Raw genomic sequence first — 16,130 nt, forward strand, 5'->3', positions numbered from 1 at the left:
TATGTTTGTTGTTGCAAAGGAATTGGTCGGTGTACCTGGTTTACCTAAAACGGTAAAAGGAATTCGTGAGGCATTAACGCGCTATTCCGCAGGTGCTGAAGATAAAGTGCGCAAGCGTGCAGGCGGCAAAGCATTAGAGTTTCACATCACCGTTTTGCCTCCTGAAGCACGTGCAGAGGTACTCTCCGCTAAAGGCATGGTGGAAACATCTTCTGGTGTCATCTCTCTGCCGGAACGCACTAAGGGTAATGCTGACTCTGCACATAACTTCGAGCGCCAGCAGCTCTGGAAACACTGGGAAGGTGCGACCAACGAACAGCGCCAGCGTGCTGAGCAGCGCACCACTGCGGTCTCTCTTGTAGCGGAGCTGGTCGATTCAGGTCTGTCTTTGCGCCTGGCTCTGAGAACAGCGGCAATGAAACTGCATATGAGCAAAGGCTCTTTGCGTAACCTGTATTACCGCGTACAAAACCGCAGCCGTGACGTCTGGGCCCCCGTTCTGCTTGACCGCCGTCTGCGTGAGAAGTGCAAAACCAACCGTGAAGCGCCAATCAGCGAAGATGCCTGGCAATTTTTCCTGGGGGATTATCTCCGCCCGGAAGAGCCCTGCTTCACGAAGTCGTATGAACTTCTCCAGATAGCGGCGCGGGAATATGGCTGGGAAATCCCTTCTGAACGCACACTGCGCCGCCGTGTGGAACGCGAAATTGATGCACGTGTCATTGTCGCTACCCGCAAAGGTGATAACGCACTGGCACGTATGTTCCCGAGCCAGCAGCGCACCGTCGCGCAGCTGCATGCGATGGAATGGATAAACGGCGATGGTTACCAGCACAACGTATTCGTGCAGTGGTACAACGGTGAAGTGATCCGCCCAAAAACGTGGGTCTGGCAGGATGTCCATAGTCGCAAAATTATTGGCTGGCGTACTGACGTCTCTGAAAACAGCGACAGCATTCGCCTGTCACTGATGGATGCCATTTCAGAATTCGGTAAGCCTGAACATGTCACCATCGATAACACCCGCGCAGCGGCTAACAAATGGCTGTCAGGTGGTGTTCCTAACCGCTATCGCTTCAAAGTTAAGCCGGATGATCCGATGGGTATTCTGCCGATGCTCGGTATTCAGGTTCACTGGACGAGTGTTATTGGCGGTAAAGGCTGGGGGCAGGCAAAACCGATTGAACGTGCGTTTGGTATCGGCGGTCTGGGGGATTATATCGACAAACATCCTTCTCTGGCCGGGGCATATACTGGCCCGAATACCCAGAATAAACCGGACAATTACGGTGACCGGGTTGTTGATGTTGAGACATTCCTTTCCGCTGTCAACGAGGGGATCGCCATCTATAACGCGCGTGTCGGCCGTGAAACTGAGATGTGTCAGGGCGAGCTGTCATTTGACCAGGCATTTGAGCGCAGTTACAGCAATGCGGTTGTCACCCGCCTCAGTGAAGAGCAAATCCGCCAGCTGATGCTGCCAGCAGAAGCCGTAACGGTGAAAACTACCGGTGAATTCTTCCTCCAGTGCGGCGGTTCTTTGTATGGCCGTAAAAACAGTTACTGGAATCCGGTTCTGGCCAATATTCGCCAGCGCAAAATTACAGTGCGTTTCGACCCTCGCAATCTTCACAGCGAAGTGGCGTGTTACGACCTTGATGGCCGTTTCCTTTGCATGGCGGAATGCCGTTCAGCTGTTGCGTTCGGCGATACCGAAACAGGTCGTGAACATAGCCGCCAGCGTAAGCAGATGATGACCCATACCAAACGCGCCGCCAAGGCTCAGCGCCGCATGACGGCAATAGAGGTGAACGACCTGCTGCCAAAAGTCGCGCCGCCAGAACCACCGCAGCGGCATGTTGTTGAACGTGTCTTTGCCCAGGGTAATGCACTGAAAAAAGTTCAGGAAGTCCAGGAGCATCAGCACGAGAACGATGTGATTTTCCAGACGCTGATGAAAAATGTCAGTAAATCGAAGAAATAAAAAAGCGACGTTTGAGCCGCCGCTTTTGAGAAGTGTTTAAAAACGTATTAACAATGGAAAAATACAGGATTAAAAACGATGACGCAAATTAACCATGATGTAATCCGTAATACCGTAAAAGGTCTGATTGATGACAAAACAATTTCTGGTGCTGCTCTGTCGCGTGAAACAGGGGTGTCTTCGTCTGCCCTTTCTCAGTTTATTAACGGTAAATACAAGGGCGATAATGATGCCGTGGCGGCATCAATCAGCACGTGGCTTGAATCCCGTAAGACGGCCCAGAGTGCACTGCCGGAAATCCCTGACTATGTCGTGACGCCGACCTCTGAAAAAATCACTGCGGCGCTGACGTATGCGCAGCTGACTCACACCATTGCGCTGATTTATGGCCATCCTGGTGTAGGTAAAACGGAAGCGCTGAAACAATACGCTCGTACCGGTAATAACGTCTGGCGTCTTACCGCCAGTAAATCCCGCACGAACGAGCTGGAAACCATGTACGAACTGGCGCTGGATATGGGCATTTCAGATGCGCCTTATCAGCGCGGCGCATTATCCCGCCTGCTGCGACGCCGGCTGCGTGACACTAATGCCTTAGTCATCATTGATGAAGCTGACTGGCTGAACTATGACGCCATCGAAGAGCTGCGCATCCTCCAGGAGGAATGCGGCATCGGGCTGGCGTTTATCGGTAACCATAAAGTCTATGACCGCCTGACCGGTGGTAGTCGCACCGTAGACTTTGCCCGTCTGTTCTCTCGCGTGGCAAAGAAAATTGTCATCAACAACGTGCTGGCTGCTGATGTGGATGCGTTCTGCGATGCATGGAAGGTTGACGGCCGCGATGAACGCAAACTGTTACGTGCGATTGCAAAGCGCCCTGGTGCTCTGCGCTCTCTCTCCCACATTCTGCCGCTGGCCCATATCTACGCCAGCGGTAAAAGCGAGCCGGTTAATTCTGGCCATATTCATTCAGCAATGCTTGAGCTGGGGCATGCTGAAATTGTGGAGGACTAATGAATAAAGAGAACATGGTCAAATGTACTCGTTGCCGGAATATTCATAAAGAAGGCGAGCGAATTGAGGTCAGGGATAAAGCATATAAGGGCATTAAGGTTTTTACCCTTGTATGCCCCCGCTGCGGTTGTAAAAACTTTTACGATTTGAGCAAAGAGGTCAGCAAACAATGATTAGCGAACTGATTTCCTCACATGTACAGCAAGCGATGGCCACTGAGGCGATGTTGAACAAAAAAGGCTGTCTGGTTACGGAGTTTCGCCAGACCCGTTCACGTCCCGTTCTGGAGGTGTCATGCCCTCCGGTTGACCTGCTCAACAGTGCTGTGCGTATTGTTGAACGTAACAATTCAGGTTCCCGCTCCGTGTGGGTAGCCAGTTTCAATGGTTGCCGGATTATCTGGCGCTGAGGAATCAAAATGGCAAAACTTATTTTTACAGTAATTACCAAGGATGTGTTTTCCGAAGGTGGTCAGGTTAAGGAAGTAGTCGATATCAATGCAGTTATGGAAGACGTAAATCATGAATGCCCATCGGCTGCTGACCACCTGGTCAATATCATTAATAAAATGGCACCACAAATTATTAAGGCCGCAAATTTCCATTATGTAAATGAATGGAAAGCGCGGACCGGGAATACCGAATCCAATACCACTCATTAAGGCGAATAGATGAATAATTCAAATACCGTACCTGTGGGTTACCGCACCAATGCTCAGGGGCATTTAATCCCTGAGTCTCAGGTCAAACCCGTGGATAAGCTGCGTGATGAAGTCGTGATGACGATCGTCGGCGCAGCACGTCAGCAGCGTCAGTTGCTGGCAGCGTTCAAACTGGAGTCTATGCAGAGAATCGCCGACTTCACAGACCTTTCGGCGTCTGAGTATGGCGTGGAGTATGGCGGCACGAAAGGCAATGTGACCCTGGTCAGTTTTGACGGCCGTTACAAGCTCATTCGCGCAGTCGGTGAGCATCGCGTATTTGATGAACGTATCCAGGCGGCTAAAGCGCTGATTGATACCTGCATCAGCGAATGGTCTGGTGGTGCGGATGAACGCATTATGGCCCTGGTAGATCATGCCTTCCGCGTTAACAAGCAAGGTCGCATCGACATCAACCAGGTTCTGGGCCTCCGTCAGCTCGATATCAATGACCCGAAATGGAATGAGGCGATGGACGCTGTTGCTGATGCAATTCAGGTTTCCGGCACCAGTCAGTATTTGCGTATTTATGAGCGTCAGGCGGATGGTAACTATCAGCAGATTTCGCTGGATTTAGCCAAACTTTAAATACTTTTAAATAAAACTTCAAATTGAAAACGGCGCTTGCGTCAGGGATTCGTTCGCGCCGAATTCAGCAAAAGGAATATTTTATGAGCGAACAACAATTAATTTCGATGATTATCGACCTGAAATCCTGGCATCAAAATCGCGTTGATAAATGCCAGATGGTTATTGACAACAAAGACGCTGATATCTGTTTAGAAATGGGCGAAAGCGAGGTGCTGGAATTTGGGGCTGACACCAAAGAAGCCCGTTTCATCCGAATTGGTGTCCAACTGGCACTTCTTCAGTTCCAGCCTTTTCCGATCACCATGAAACCGGCAGATGACAACATGGAGGATGAAGACGATGAATAAACCTCATGTTTTCGATGCAGCCCTGGCGATGTGGGGTTATGACCGTCAGGTTCTGGCAACAGCCGAAGAATGTAATGAGCTAGCCGCTGCGTGCACTCGTTTTGTTACTCATAAAGCGAACGGCAACCGTATCGCCGAAGAAGCTGCCGACGTTGAAATTATGATTGAGCAGCTTCGCCATAATGGAATGAGCGACATGATTGATCAGCATAAAACACGAAAAATGGCCCGTTTATCTCAACGCGTAGGGGCTGAGATACCTGATGCGGTATCACCAGCCAGCCCGTCAGTATCTTCCTTACTTGAAGAAGCTGCAGAGCAACTTGAAATGGCACAGGCGCTTTATATCGACAGGCAATCCAGTAACCGTCTTGCTGCCGCCAGAACCCGCCGTTGCATCGCCGTTCTGATGCATGCGGCCCAAAGCATGATCCGCGAGCAGCAACAGGCAGAACAGCGCCAGGGAGGCAAATGATGATCGACGCAATCAAAGCCGTGCTGTCCGATAAGGGCGAAATGACCTGTCTGCAACTGGTCAGTGCGACGGGAATCAGTGCCCAGTTGCTTATCAAGGCGCTACGCAAAGCGGTGGCACGTTCCGAGGTGAAAGAGCGTAACGGTTATTACGACATTATCCGCAGCAAATCACCTGTTGCGGCTCGACGCTCATTTGGGTGGATTGAGGGTACTGAGATTCCCCGAAGTGTGATGTACCTGGCTTCCGGGCCATGGTCAGCTGAAACGGTGTTTGTTCTGGTTGAGCTGGATGACAAAAAGCAGATGCAGGGCTGGCCACAATTTGAAAGTGCGTTAATCGATATTCGAATGGGGCATTTTCAGTGCTCCAGAACCGGGCAAATTATTACCCGGCATGTCCTTAGATACCTGCCTATTGATGTGCAAGGAGTTGCCTGATGGTAATCGTCATCGTTTGTTATATCGCTGGCGGCATACTGACCTTCGTGCTCGTTGCTGCGCTGCGTGGTAGCAAAATCATGGATAAAGAGGCTGATTCAATCAGCGCTCTGGTTGCGGCTGTAGCCTGGCCATTCACTCTGATGGCACTGATTGGGTGCATCACTCTCTGGTGGCTGTTTGATGTGCTGGAGCTGTTGTTTTTCGCCACCTCAACCTATTTCAGGAGTCGCAAATGACAACCACTATCACAAAGGAACAATGGAACGGTATCCAGAACACGCTAGGTGATTTGTATACCAGGGTTGAATTTAAGCTGTCTTCTGGAGAAAAAATTGCAGTTTATAAGGCCATTGTCTCTGAAAATAAGCTGGCGTTAATAGTCTGGATTGATGATACCCGCAGTGAAGCATGGGGCTGGCCGTCACATAAGGATTTTCGTCCGATTACGAAGGCAGTATGGCGTCGTAAAACGTATAAGCCAGGCGCTTCCATCATCTGCCGAGCGTCAAAAACCAGAGACGGCCTGCGCTGGTTGAAACGCAAAGAAAATGCGCACCTCCATGAGGTAGTGGAATACTGGGTATGTCATTTCAGCACCGCATCATCGTTGGTTCGTCAATTTAAGAAAATTGATGGTCTTGAGCTGGTATCACCACTGAGTGAGGTAATGGCTGATGCGAGCTAATACTATCAAATTGATCCACGTCGCGCGTCGTACTCTGGGTCTTGATGATGAGACTTATCGTGTTTTTCTTAGCACTGTTGTGCCGGGTAAAAGCAGCTGCCGTGATATGAGCTCGGCGCAGCTGCAGGCCGTGCTGGATGCTCTTAAAGAGCGAGGTTTTAAGCCTGTTTCATCTAAACCAAAAGCACCATCGGGGATTGCCGGCAAAATTCGGGCGGTATGGTTTACCATGTTCAATCAGGGTTTTGTCACCAGTAACGACACTGCAGCGATTGATGCGTATGTAAAGCGCATAACCCGGCAACAGAACGGTGGCGAAGGTGTGGCAAAGCTGAACTGGTTGCGTGATGAGAAAGCTCGAACCGTTCTCGAAAGCCTGAAACGGTGGCATATGCGGTGCATGCTGGAGCGTTTACCAGACACCGGTATCAAACCTATTTACGACCGTGTATGTGAGCGTTATCAAATCATGTTGAACATTTGCAAGGGGGAAAAATGAAACCAGAGTCTAGCAAAATCAGAGAGCTTTCAAACGCAGAAGTCCATGCCGCTGAGCTGATTGCAAGTGGCTGGCCAGAGGAGTTAATTCACGGTTTGTTAAAACCCTCAGCCCCTGTCTATCGCACAACCGTTATTGCTGAACTGACTCAGGATTTTAAACTTGAAATGATGTCAAAAATGAATCTGTACCGTGTTGTTTGTAATCTGGAAACAATCAGAACACAGGCTATGGCTGCTGGTGAATATGATGCTGCTGCAATCGCAGCAGCTCGATTAGCGGATCTATTACCTTCAGTCCCCCAGCCCTAATTTTTCTTTCAGCAATTTTTCTGCAAGGGCGCTGCCGATCTTGCGCAGGAGGGCGACTGGAGCCTCCTGCGCTTCTTCTTTCAGCTTTTCAAATACGGGGCGTTGGTTTAATACTGCCGCAAAATCATGTCCCGCTTGTGTCAAACGTATTGGTTTGATTGCAAAATTCCATGAGATGCCTGTACTTTTCTGCGTCGGATGCAGGCCCAAAGATTCAAAGCCTGTCTCCAGTTTGAGACTACTGATGAACCCGTTCTCGGCCAGAAGTAGCAAATGAGCAATCAATATGTTCTGTTCCTTCTCATCGACGTCAAACAGACCAAGTTCTTTAAGGGTGATGTAGGGTTCTGGGGATTCAATAAAACAATTTAGCAACTTCTTCATTTCATCAAGATCGAGTTTCATCCAAGTATCTCACTGTTAGAAAATTGTCCCGGCTCTTTGTGACCATGATGCCGCCACGGGGCAACGTTATCAGTAAATGCTTTTCAGACAAAACGGTGATAAATTTTAATCATTATTTTTAAGGGGGTTATATGAAGTATTTATTGGCAGTAGCGATAATGGTGGCTAGTCTGGCTTCTCATGCTGCAGAGAAACCAATCAAGAAAGATCCTGCGTCTGGGTTCTGGACTTGTAACGGCATCAAGCTTCATATGGGCGTTGACCTGGTTTCCTGGCAGAATCTTGATGATGGTGATACCTATGTGCAGACAGAGCCGCCGTCACCAGAGAATGACAAAGAAATTTCCGTGCATGGAACTTCGTATACCTTTGCTTCAATGCGTAACCCGGCAGTCATCAAGTTTTTTATAGTCGATAAATCGGGGAAAAAATTATATCTCCATGACGATATAAAATTCTTCAAGCTTCACCCATGCAAACGTGACAGCTGATGTCATCAACAATCCCGCCAACGTGCGGGATTTTTTGTATACTGACTGTGCACTTACCTTGAGGAGGGTTTATGTCACAACAGTCGGAGCTTTTTGAACACGACCCGGCCATTCACCAGTTGCTTGACCATATCGACAATATCCCTGTCGGTGAGCTTGAGCACCAATGGCCACAAATGCTGGTTGCACTTGTCGATGTGATGGAGGCAGAATTGAAGCGCCTCGGAATTGCTGAAGACAGCCGCTTGCTGGCGCGTAAACTGGCGCTGGCCATGTCCCACTATATGGGCGGACGTCAGTATTATCTGCCATCCGGGGACAAGCTTGTTACAGCGTTACGGGACGATCTTATCTTCTCCCGTTTCGATGGCCGCAACCTTGAAGACCTGCGCCGCGAGCATCGTTTATCTCAGACGCAGATTTACGATATCATCGCCCGTCAGCGCAAGCTTCATACCCGTCGTCGCCAACCGGATTTATTCCCGCACTAATTATCTGTAACAACCGACTGCGCTCGAGAGTGCGGGTTGTACTCAGATACCGGAATCACCTCTCTAATCAGCTTTTTCTTATCCTCGGATGCAGATCCACTCACCGGATAAGCTGATGCCCCAAATACCCCGTAGTCTGAAAGCGTCATTGCTGGCGATTGCTATCGCCGGTGGCGGTTATCACGAAATGACCCGCGAGACCCTTATCCACGTCGAGGGGATCGAATATACCCCGTACCGCGACATTGCCGGCATCCTGACCGTATGTGTTGGCCATACTGGCGCTGATATCCAGATGCGCACCTACACCCATGATGAATGCATGGCCCTGCTGGACAGTGATTTAAAGCCCGTTCGGGCAGCCATTAAACGTCTGGTAAAAGTCCCTTTAACCGATTATCAGCGCACCGCACTTGAGACGTTCATTTTCAATACCGGCACCGGCGCGTTCGCCAGTTCGACCCTCCTCAAAAAACTGAATGCCGGTGATTTTGAAGGTGCTCGCGACCAGATGCGTCGCTGGATATTTGCGGCCGGGAAACCGTGGAAAGGACTGATGACGCGCCGTGAAGTTGAGATGGCCATATGGTCAGTCGGAGGTGTTGATGACCTTCGCTGATCGTCTTATCGCTGCCGGCGCGGTTGCACTCCTGGTCACCGTGGGTGCGGTCTGGGTAAAGGCTGAGAAAACGCACAGCGATAACGTCCAGTTACGCCGGGACTTGCAGACCCAGACGCAAGCCAGAAACACAGCAGAATGGCTGCTACACGGCCAGGAGCAAACCATCCAGATATTCAGTGCCATCCGCGCGGCCAATGCCGCAGCACGGCGCGAAGACGAGAGGCTGCGCGATGAAGCTCAGAACCAGATCACCCTCATCCTTGAAAAAGAAGAATGCGCTAAGCGCGATGTGCCTGCTGCTGCTGTTGAGTGGTTGCAGCGGGTCGAGAACCGCGCCCGTTCCGGTGGTGGTGACCCCGCTGCCTATTGATGCAGAACTGCTGGCGGAAACGCCTGTGCCAGTGCGCCCCGCACCGTTCACATACGGTGCCTCGGTGGTCTGGAATGCCACGCTATTAACAGCACTTGGCCAGTGCAATCGCGATAAGAACGATGCCCGCCAGCAGGATTTAAAAAGGATTGAAATTTATGGACGCCGACCTGCTTCAGGAGGCTGAAGAGTTTCTGCGGGAACTTTGGCAGCAACAAGGCTGCAGCTGGCCTGGACCACAAATCCAGCGCTCTGAGCCTGACCGTATTTGTGCCTTATGTCGTCGCAGGCTGGGGATTGTTGAGCTGACTGGCCAGTATGAGACGTTGTGTCAGCGTTGTTATTCAGGGAGTTAAACGTGGGCATTTTTGAATATATCGGTCTGTGGCCATATCTGTTACCAGTAGCTTTTGGCGGGATTGTCTGGGCGATGCGGCGCACGTTCGCCAGTACCGAACGGGTAGAAAAGCTGGAAAATCGCCTCACCGAGATGGAAACCAAATACGCCAATATGCCTGGCGTTGAAGATATGCAGGAAATGCGCCTGCGTATGACGGAGATTGCTGGAGATATGAAGGTTATCGGCCAGCGCGTGCAGTCAATGACCCACCAGATTGAATTGTTACTGGAAAATGCGGTGAACCGGAGCAAATGATGATTAACGATATTCTGACTGAAGACCAGAGGCTGGTCATTCTTCGCAGCCTGATGGACTGCAACAACGAAGCGAACGAAAGCATTCTGAATGACTGCCTTGATGCCTACGGCCACAACATTTCACGCGATCTCGTTCGTACTCATATTGACTGGCTGCAGGAGCAAGGGCTGGTTACGGTTGAAAACCTGCGTGGTTTTTATGTCGTCACCATTACTGGCCGGGGGCAGGATGTCGCCGAAGGTCGTTCCCGCGTATCCGGTGTTAAAAAGCCCCGTGCCCGCTGAGGTTAGCTATGGAAACGACAAAACCCACTCGCGGCCGCGCGTCGAAAGTTGATCTGCTGCCTGAAGACGTCAAAAAAACGCTTCATGCCATGCTCAGGGATAAAGCCATTCCACAGGCGCAGATCCTGGAAGAGATTAATGCGCTGATTGATGATGCTGGGCTACCGGAAGACATGCGGCTTTCCCGTTCTGGCCTGAACCGTTATGCCACCAGTGTCGAGCAGGTGGGACAGAACCTGCGTCAGATGAGGGAAATGACACAGGCGCTCACCAGCCAGCTCGGCGATAAGCCGATGGGTGAAACGACCAAGCTCATACTGGAGATGGCCAGAAGTCAGCTCTTTAAAGCATTGATGCGCCAGATTGAAGATCCAGAAGCCGAAGTCGATATCGACATGCTCAAAAATGCCATGCTGGCGGCCCAGCGTCTGGAATCAACAGCCATGTCCAGTCATAAGCGCGAAAAAGAAATTCGCCAGGCCTTTGCAGAAGAAGCGGCTAATGCTGTCAGTGACGAACTGCGCGGTACGGATGGGATGAGCGAAGAGCTTGAGCAGCGTATTCGCAATGTGTTGCTGGGGAAAGCGTGATATGACCGCAACTACAAAACGACTCACCCCACTCAGCGAACCGCGCCAGATTGACCTGAAGGAAGAAGCCAGCAAACTCGGCGTGGATATTGTGACGGATGCCGGCAGTCTGAACCCGGCGAGCGAAGCCGTTTTCCTTCCCTATCAGGCCCGGTGGTTCAGCGATGACAGTCAGATTTGTATCGCTGAAAAATCCCGCCGTACCGGTCTGACCTGGGCAGAGGCTGGCCGTAATGTCATGACGGCCGCAAAGCCACGTAAACGCGGTGGCCGCAATGTCTTTTATGTCGGCTCCCGGCAGGAGATGGCGCTGGAGTACATCGCCGCTTGTGCGCTGTTTGCCCGTGCTTTCAATCAGCTGGCAAAAGCCGACGTCTATGAGCAGACCTTCTGGGACAGCGATAAGAACGAAGAAATTCTGTCGTACATGATTCGCTTTCCGAACAGCAATTTTAAGATCCAGGCGCTGTCCTCGCGGCCGTCCAACCTGCGTGGGTTACAGGGGGACGTCGTTATTGATGAAGCCGGTTTCCATGAGTCGCTTGATGAACTGCTGAAAGCGGCATTTGCGCTGACCATGTGGGGCGCTCGTGTACGCATCATCTCCACTCATAACGGCGTTGATAATCTGTTTAACCAGTACATTCAGGACGCGCGAGAGGGGCGGAAAGATTATTCCGTTCATCGTATTACCCTGGATGACGCGATCAGTGATGGTCTGTATCGCCGTATCTGCTACGTCACGGGTCAGGAGTGGTCCGCCGAAAAAGAGAAAAAATGGCGTGATGACCTTTACCGCAATGCCCCGAACAAAGAGAGCGCCGACGAGGAATATGGCTGCGTGCCGAAAAAATCCGGTGGTGCCTACCTTTCCCGCGTACTCATTGAAGCGGCGATGACGCCGGAGCGTGATATTCCGATCCTGCGCTTTGAAGCTCCTGACGATTTTGAATCCTGGTCGCCAGAACTGCGGGAAGCGGAAGTTTCAGCGTGGTGCGAGAAAGAGCTGGCCCCGTTACTGGCCGCGCTCAACGTTCAGCATAAGCACGCCTTTGGTGAAGACTTTGCCCGTAATGGCGACCTGACCGTTTTTGTCCCGCTGGAAATCACCGCCGACCTGTATAAGCGTGAATGCTTCCGCGTCGAGCTGAAGAACGTCACCTATGACCAGCAGCGTCAGATCATGCTGTTTATCCTGGCGCGTTTACCTCGCTTTATTGGCGCCGCTTTTGATGCCACGGGTAATGGTGGTTATCTCGCTGAGGCTGCGCGTCTGGTGTATGGCCCGGAGATGATTGACAGCGTGCACCTGTCAGCAGCCTGGTATCAGGAATGGATGCCAAAGCTAAAAGGTGAATTTGAGGCGCAGAACCTGATTATCGCCCGTCACCAGACAACGCTGGATGACCTGCTCAATATCAAGGTCGTTAATGGCGTTCCCCAGATTGATAAGGGCAGAACCAAAGACGCCAATGCCAGTGGCACCGGTGGCAAACGTCACGGTGACTTTGCGGTAGCGCTGGCGATGGCGGTACGCGCTTCTTATATGAATGGTTTTGTCATCGACGAAGACAGCGTGCAGGCGTTGCCAGGTAAGCGCCGGGAAGATGCGCACGATGATGAAACCCATGATGACTACCATGAATTTGAAAGAGGATGCTGGTAATGGGCCGTATTCTGGATTTAACGGGCAATCCCTTCGATTTTGATCCTGATTTGCAGACGGCGCAGGAATCACTGGTGATGATGGCAAAGCGTACCCAGGATCACCCGTCCAGTGGTATCACGCCAAACCGTGCCGCCATTGTTCTGCGTGACGCCGAACGCGGAGACCTGACGGCTCAGGCTGACCTCGCCTTTGATATGGAAGAAAAGGACACGCATCTGTTTTCCGAGCTGTCAAAGCGCCGGCTGGCCATCCAGTCTTTGCCCTGGAGTATTCAGCCACCGAAAGACGCCACTCCGCAGGAAAAGAAAGATGCGGCCATGCTCGATGAGATGTTGCAGGACGCTGCCTGGTTTGAGGACGGCATTTTTGATGCCGGCGACGCCATCCTCAAGGGCTACAGCATGCAGGAGATCGAATGGGGCTGGCTGGGTAAGCAGCGCGTGCCTGTTGCGCTTCACTGGCGTGATCCTGCGTTGTTCTGTACGCCAGAAAGCAATCTGAATCAGCTCAGGCTGCGCGATGGCAGCGCCGACGGAGTTGAACTTCAGCCGTTTGGCTGGTTCCGCCATCAGGCAAAGTCCCGCTCAGGGTATGCCGGCACGCTGGGTCTGGTCCGTACGCTGGTCTGGCCGTTTATTTTCAAAAACTATTCGGTACGTGATTTTGCTGAGTTTCTGGAGATTTACGGTCTGCCGATGCGCGTGGGCAAGTACCCAACCGGCGCAACCTCCCGAGAGAAATCCACTCTGATGCAGGCGGTCATGGATATCGGGCGTCGTGCTGGCGGTATTATCCCGATGGGTATGGCGCTGGAGTTCCAGAGTGCGGCCGATGGCCAGGCAGACCCGTTCCAGGCGCAAATCAGCTGGGCTGAGCGCTCCATGTCAAAAGCCATTCTGGGTGGAACGTTGACCACGGAAGCCGGTGACAAAGGTGCTCGTTCTCTGGGCGAAGTTCATAACGAAGTCCGTAAAGAGATCCGCAATGCCGACCTGCGGCAGCTGCGTCGCTCTGTCAACCGTGACCTGATTTATCCGTTACTGGCAGTCAACAGCCGAACCACCCTCGACCCGTGCCGTTTGCCGGGTATCGTATTTGATTCCGGTGAATACGAAGACCTCTCTATGTTTGCGGAGGCCATTCCGAAACTGGCGGCAGGTATGCCGGTGCCAGTGTCCTGGATTCAGGAAAAACTGAATATCCCGCAGCCTAACGGTGACGAGCAGGTATTCCGTGCCGCGCCAGTGGCTGAAGGTCTGCCAGCGGTAAACGGTCAGGCCAGTCTGAGTGCGACAGACCTGAAGCAGACTGATGATATTGACGATATGGGCGCGGCGGTGACGCCGGATGCGTTTAAACAGGCCATTGATCCGCTTTTAAAGCCCGTTATTGCCAGCATTATTAAAAACGGCCCTGAATCGGCGATGCAGGATGCGGCGACGCTCTATCCCGAACTGGATGATGCAGCGCTTATCGACCTCCTGACCCGCGCTATCTTTGTCGCTGACCTGTGGGGGCGTATCGATGGCACAAGCAGTTGATTTGGCATACGCCGCCCGGTTACCCCCAAAAGAGGCGGTCTCTTACTTCAGAGCCAAGGGCCATAACGTCACCTGGAACTGGTATGAGCAACTGACGGACGCGCATGCCCGCGCGTTTACCGTCGCTAAAGCGGTGCGGCTTGATGTGCTGAACACCCTTCGTGACGAGGTTGATCGCGCTGTCCACGACGGCATCACGCGTCAGGAGTTTACCCGGACGCTGGCACCGCGCCTGCAGAAGCTGGGATGGTGGGGAAAGCAGATTGTTGTTGATACCGAGGGTAATGCTAAGGAAATCGAACTGGGCAGCCCGCGCCGTCTTGCGACCATTTACAACGTCAATATGCGCACGGCTTATAACAGCGGCCGTTATGCGCAGATGATGAATAACGTTGAAGATTACCCGTTCTGGCAGTATGTGGCCGTTATGGACGGGCGAACCCGCCCGGAGCATGCTGCGCTGAATGGGCTGGTGTTTCGCTATGATGACCCGTTCTGGAAGACGCACTACCCGCCGAATGGCTGGAATTGCCGCTGCCGCGTCAGGGCGTTGTCTGCTGAACGTATGAAAGCGCTGGGGCTGAAAGTCAGTTATGGGGCATCTTTCGTGCACACCCATGACGTTGACGCCGGCATTGATGAGACCACGGGTGAAATCTTCAGGACGGAATCCACGACCTTTGATAACGGCCGCGTGAAAATGACGCCCGATGTGGGCTGGTCGTATAACCCAGGTTCGGCGGCGTTCGGCACTGACCAGACGCTTATCCGTAAAGTTATCGAGACCCGCGACCCGCAGCTGCGTGAGCAGGTTATCCAGTCGCTCAACAACAGCCGCGAGCGCCAGCTGGCGTTTTCAGTGTGGGCAAAACGGACCCTCACCAGTGGCCGCGCCGGTGAAGCCATTCAGACGCTGGGCTTCATGTCTGAATCCGTTGCCGCCGTGGTCAGAGCGCGAGTCGGTGCTGAACCAGCCCGGTTATTGGCGATCAGCGAAAAAGGTTTGTCTGATGCGGTTTCAGCTGCAGACCCAAAGCTCAGTGATGCCGATGTACAACAATTGCCGGCGCTGATGGCTCAGCCTCAGGCGGTGTTGTGGGATAGCGCAAGGAATGTGCTCATGTATGTAACGCCTGCAGATGATGCCGGACAGCAGATAGTTATCCGCACAGAGCCCGCAGTGAAGAACGGTGGAGACCTGCTTGACCAGGTCGTCAGCCTGTCACGGGCAAGCCTGAGCAGCCTGCAATCAGCGGTGAACGCTGGTTCGCTTGAAGTGATTGAGGGCCGTCTGGGGCTGGAGGTGGCACCATGAGTATTGATTTAGCGGTTGTGCTCGATATCAACAGGATCCAGACGGCGTTCATCAGCCTGGGCGCAATGGCCAACGATGGGGCCATTCCACGTGCCGCAGCTGCTGCACTGCTTTCCTCAACGGAGAACGCTTTTGAACAGCAGGCGGACCCGGTCACCGGTGAGCACTGGGCCAGCTGGAGCGATCCTTATCTTGCGTGGCGTGAGAAACATAATTATGTTCCTGGTACTATCCTGACCCTGAATGGCGATCTGGCCAGGAGCATCACCACGGACTATGGCCCGGACTGGGCACTGATTGGTTCGCCGATGATTTATGCTGCGATTCACCAGTGGGGCGGAAAGGCGCGATATACTGTCCTGAGAGCTCGTCCATATATGGGGCTTGATAAGGTCGGTCGCAAAGAGATTTACGCTGCTATCGAAAAACGTGCTCAGGCTGCTCTCAGGCCATAGTATGATGTTTGCTATACGTTGACGCTTATAAAATCTTTTAAACGCGTACAGAGAGATTTAAACGTGTTTTAAATGGGGTTGCGTCCGTTCTCCCGCTTCGCTTTCTATCCGGTTCGTTGTTTTCAGTCAGATACCGGAATCACCTGCATTTTCTTCCCCGCGTAAAAATGGCCTGAGTTTCTCAGCA

The 16,130-nt window shown here is 52.2% G+C and carries 24 protein-coding genes; 23 read left to right on the forward strand and 1 reads right to left on the reverse strand.

Annotated features, from left to right (window positions below):
- Position 1: 1 nt before the first annotated feature.
- From H7R56_RS12355 to H7R56_RS12410, 12 genes are all read left to right on the forward strand, one after another.
- Positions 2 to 1,984 carry a transposase domain-containing protein gene (locus H7R56_RS12355; RefSeq protein ID WP_227674714.1) on the forward strand — a complete coding sequence of 661 codons (1,983 nt, stop codon included), beginning with the start codon at positions 2 to 4 and terminating at the stop codon, positions 1,982 to 1,984.
- 78 nt (positions 1,985 to 2,062) lie between these two features.
- On the forward strand, positions 2,063 to 3,001 hold the full coding sequence (locus H7R56_RS12360; protein WP_182928248.1) for an AAA family ATPase: 939 nt from the start codon (positions 2,063 to 2,065) through the stop codon (positions 2,999 to 3,001).
- Positions 3,001 to 3,174: a hypothetical protein gene (locus H7R56_RS12365; protein ID WP_182928249.1), complete on the forward strand. Its 174-nt coding sequence runs from the start codon at positions 3,001 to 3,003 to the stop codon at positions 3,172 to 3,174. The genes H7R56_RS12360 and H7R56_RS12365 overlap by 1 nt, the downstream gene beginning before the upstream one ends.
- A 245-nt stretch (positions 3,175 to 3,419) precedes the next feature.
- Positions 3,420 to 3,662 carry a hypothetical protein gene (locus H7R56_RS12370; protein ID WP_182928250.1) on the forward strand — a complete coding sequence of 81 codons (243 nt, stop codon included), beginning with the start codon at positions 3,420 to 3,422 and terminating at the stop codon, positions 3,660 to 3,662.
- A gap of 9 nt (positions 3,663 to 3,671) precedes the next feature.
- Positions 3,672 to 4,289, forward strand: a complete 618-nt coding sequence (locus H7R56_RS12375; RefSeq protein WP_182928251.1) for a DUF3164 family protein — start codon at positions 3,672 to 3,674, stop codon at positions 4,287 to 4,289.
- Between the two features lie 83 nt (positions 4,290 to 4,372).
- On the forward strand, positions 4,373 to 4,639 hold the full coding sequence (locus H7R56_RS12380; RefSeq protein ID WP_182928252.1) for a hypothetical protein: 267 nt from the start codon (positions 4,373 to 4,375) through the stop codon (positions 4,637 to 4,639).
- Positions 4,632 to 5,114: a nucleoside triphosphate pyrophosphohydrolase family protein gene (locus tag H7R56_RS12385; RefSeq protein ID WP_182928253.1), complete on the forward strand. Its 483-nt coding sequence runs from the start codon at positions 4,632 to 4,634 to the stop codon at positions 5,112 to 5,114. The genes H7R56_RS12380 and H7R56_RS12385 overlap by 8 nt, the downstream gene beginning before the upstream one ends.
- On the forward strand, positions 5,111 to 5,554 hold the full coding sequence (locus tag H7R56_RS12390) for a hypothetical protein (protein ID WP_182928254.1): 444 nt from the start codon (positions 5,111 to 5,113) through the stop codon (positions 5,552 to 5,554). Before H7R56_RS12385 ends, H7R56_RS12390 begins: the two co-directional genes overlap by 4 nt.
- On the forward strand, positions 5,554 to 5,793 hold the full coding sequence (locus H7R56_RS12395; protein ID WP_023293655.1) for a hypothetical protein: 240 nt from the start codon (positions 5,554 to 5,556) through the stop codon (positions 5,791 to 5,793). Before H7R56_RS12390 ends, H7R56_RS12395 begins: the two co-directional genes overlap by 1 nt.
- Positions 5,790 to 6,242: a hypothetical protein gene (locus tag H7R56_RS12400; RefSeq protein ID WP_182928255.1), complete on the forward strand. Its 453-nt coding sequence runs from the start codon at positions 5,790 to 5,792 to the stop codon at positions 6,240 to 6,242. Before H7R56_RS12395 ends, H7R56_RS12400 begins: the two co-directional genes overlap by 4 nt.
- Positions 6,232 to 6,741: a gp16 family protein gene (locus H7R56_RS12405; protein ID WP_182928256.1), complete on the forward strand. Its 510-nt coding sequence runs from the start codon at positions 6,232 to 6,234 to the stop codon at positions 6,739 to 6,741. The genes H7R56_RS12400 and H7R56_RS12405 overlap by 11 nt, the downstream gene beginning before the upstream one ends.
- Positions 6,738 to 7,052 carry a hypothetical protein gene (locus tag H7R56_RS12410; protein ID WP_032676848.1) on the forward strand — a complete coding sequence of 105 codons (315 nt, stop codon included), beginning with the start codon at positions 6,738 to 6,740 and terminating at the stop codon, positions 7,050 to 7,052. The genes H7R56_RS12405 and H7R56_RS12410 overlap by 4 nt, the downstream gene beginning before the upstream one ends.
- Here H7R56_RS12410 and H7R56_RS12415 read toward each other — a convergent pair.
- The gene (locus H7R56_RS12415) at positions 7,035 to 7,457 is read right to left on the reverse strand and encodes a DUF2513 domain-containing protein (protein WP_023293652.1); all 423 of its coding nucleotides are present in this window, start codon (positions 7,455 to 7,457) and stop codon (positions 7,035 to 7,037) included. The genes H7R56_RS12410 and H7R56_RS12415 overlap by 18 nt on opposite strands.
- A 131-nt stretch (positions 7,458 to 7,588) precedes the next feature.
- Here H7R56_RS12415 and H7R56_RS12420 point away from each other — a divergent pair, with 131 nt between their 5' ends.
- The 11 genes from H7R56_RS12420 (at position 7,589) to H7R56_RS12470 (ending at position 15,943) form a co-directional block, all read left to right on the forward strand.
- A complete protein-coding gene (locus H7R56_RS12420) occupies positions 7,589 to 7,948 on the forward strand; it encodes a hypothetical protein (protein WP_182928257.1) in 360 nt (119 codons plus the stop codon).
- 71 nt (positions 7,949 to 8,019) lie between these two features.
- Positions 8,020 to 8,439: a Mor transcription activator family protein gene (locus tag H7R56_RS12425; protein WP_023293650.1), complete on the forward strand. Its 420-nt coding sequence runs from the start codon at positions 8,020 to 8,022 to the stop codon at positions 8,437 to 8,439.
- Positions 8,440 to 8,554: 115 nt separating this feature from the next.
- Complete coding sequence (locus tag H7R56_RS12430; RefSeq protein ID WP_308538058.1) at positions 8,555 to 9,058, forward strand: lysozyme; 504 nt, start codon at positions 8,555 to 8,557, stop codon at positions 9,056 to 9,058.
- Entirely contained in the window at positions 9,045 to 9,431 is a 387-nt protein-coding gene (locus tag H7R56_RS12435; protein WP_182928258.1) for a DUF2570 domain-containing protein, read from the forward strand. Before H7R56_RS12430 ends, H7R56_RS12435 begins: the two co-directional genes overlap by 14 nt.
- 358 nt (positions 9,432 to 9,789) lie before the next feature.
- Entirely contained in the window at positions 9,790 to 10,086 is a 297-nt protein-coding gene (locus H7R56_RS12440; RefSeq protein WP_023293646.1) for a DUF2730 family protein, read from the forward strand.
- Positions 10,086 to 10,373 (forward strand): VpaChn25_0724 family phage protein, encoded by a 288-nt coding sequence (locus H7R56_RS12445; RefSeq protein ID WP_023293645.1) that lies wholly within the window; start codon positions 10,086 to 10,088, stop codon positions 10,371 to 10,373. The genes H7R56_RS12440 and H7R56_RS12445 overlap by 1 nt, the downstream gene beginning before the upstream one ends.
- A gap of 8 nt (positions 10,374 to 10,381) precedes the next feature.
- Positions 10,382 to 10,963: a DUF3486 family protein gene (locus tag H7R56_RS12450; protein ID WP_023293644.1), complete on the forward strand. Its 582-nt coding sequence runs from the start codon at positions 10,382 to 10,384 to the stop codon at positions 10,961 to 10,963.
- Between the two features lies 1 nt (position 10,964).
- On the forward strand, positions 10,965 to 12,629 hold the full coding sequence (locus tag H7R56_RS12455) for a hypothetical protein (RefSeq protein ID WP_182928259.1): 1,665 nt from the start codon (positions 10,965 to 10,967) through the stop codon (positions 12,627 to 12,629).
- Complete coding sequence (locus H7R56_RS12460; RefSeq protein ID WP_182928260.1) at positions 12,629 to 14,173, forward strand: DUF935 domain-containing protein; 1,545 nt, start codon at positions 12,629 to 12,631, stop codon at positions 14,171 to 14,173. Before H7R56_RS12455 ends, H7R56_RS12460 begins: the two co-directional genes overlap by 1 nt.
- Positions 14,157 to 15,488, forward strand: a complete 1,332-nt coding sequence (locus H7R56_RS12465; RefSeq protein WP_182928261.1) for a phage minor head protein — start codon at positions 14,157 to 14,159, stop codon at positions 15,486 to 15,488. Before H7R56_RS12460 ends, H7R56_RS12465 begins: the two co-directional genes overlap by 17 nt.
- On the forward strand, positions 15,485 to 15,943 hold the full coding sequence (locus tag H7R56_RS12470; RefSeq protein ID WP_023293640.1) for a phage virion morphogenesis protein: 459 nt from the start codon (positions 15,485 to 15,487) through the stop codon (positions 15,941 to 15,943). The genes H7R56_RS12465 and H7R56_RS12470 overlap by 4 nt, the downstream gene beginning before the upstream one ends.
- Positions 15,944 to 16,130 lie beyond the last annotated feature (187 nt).

This window comes from Klebsiella sp. WP3-W18-ESBL-02, assembly GCF_014168815.1.
GTDB classification, from domain to species: domain Bacteria; phylum Pseudomonadota; class Gammaproteobacteria; order Enterobacterales; family Enterobacteriaceae; genus Kluyvera; species Kluyvera ascorbata_B.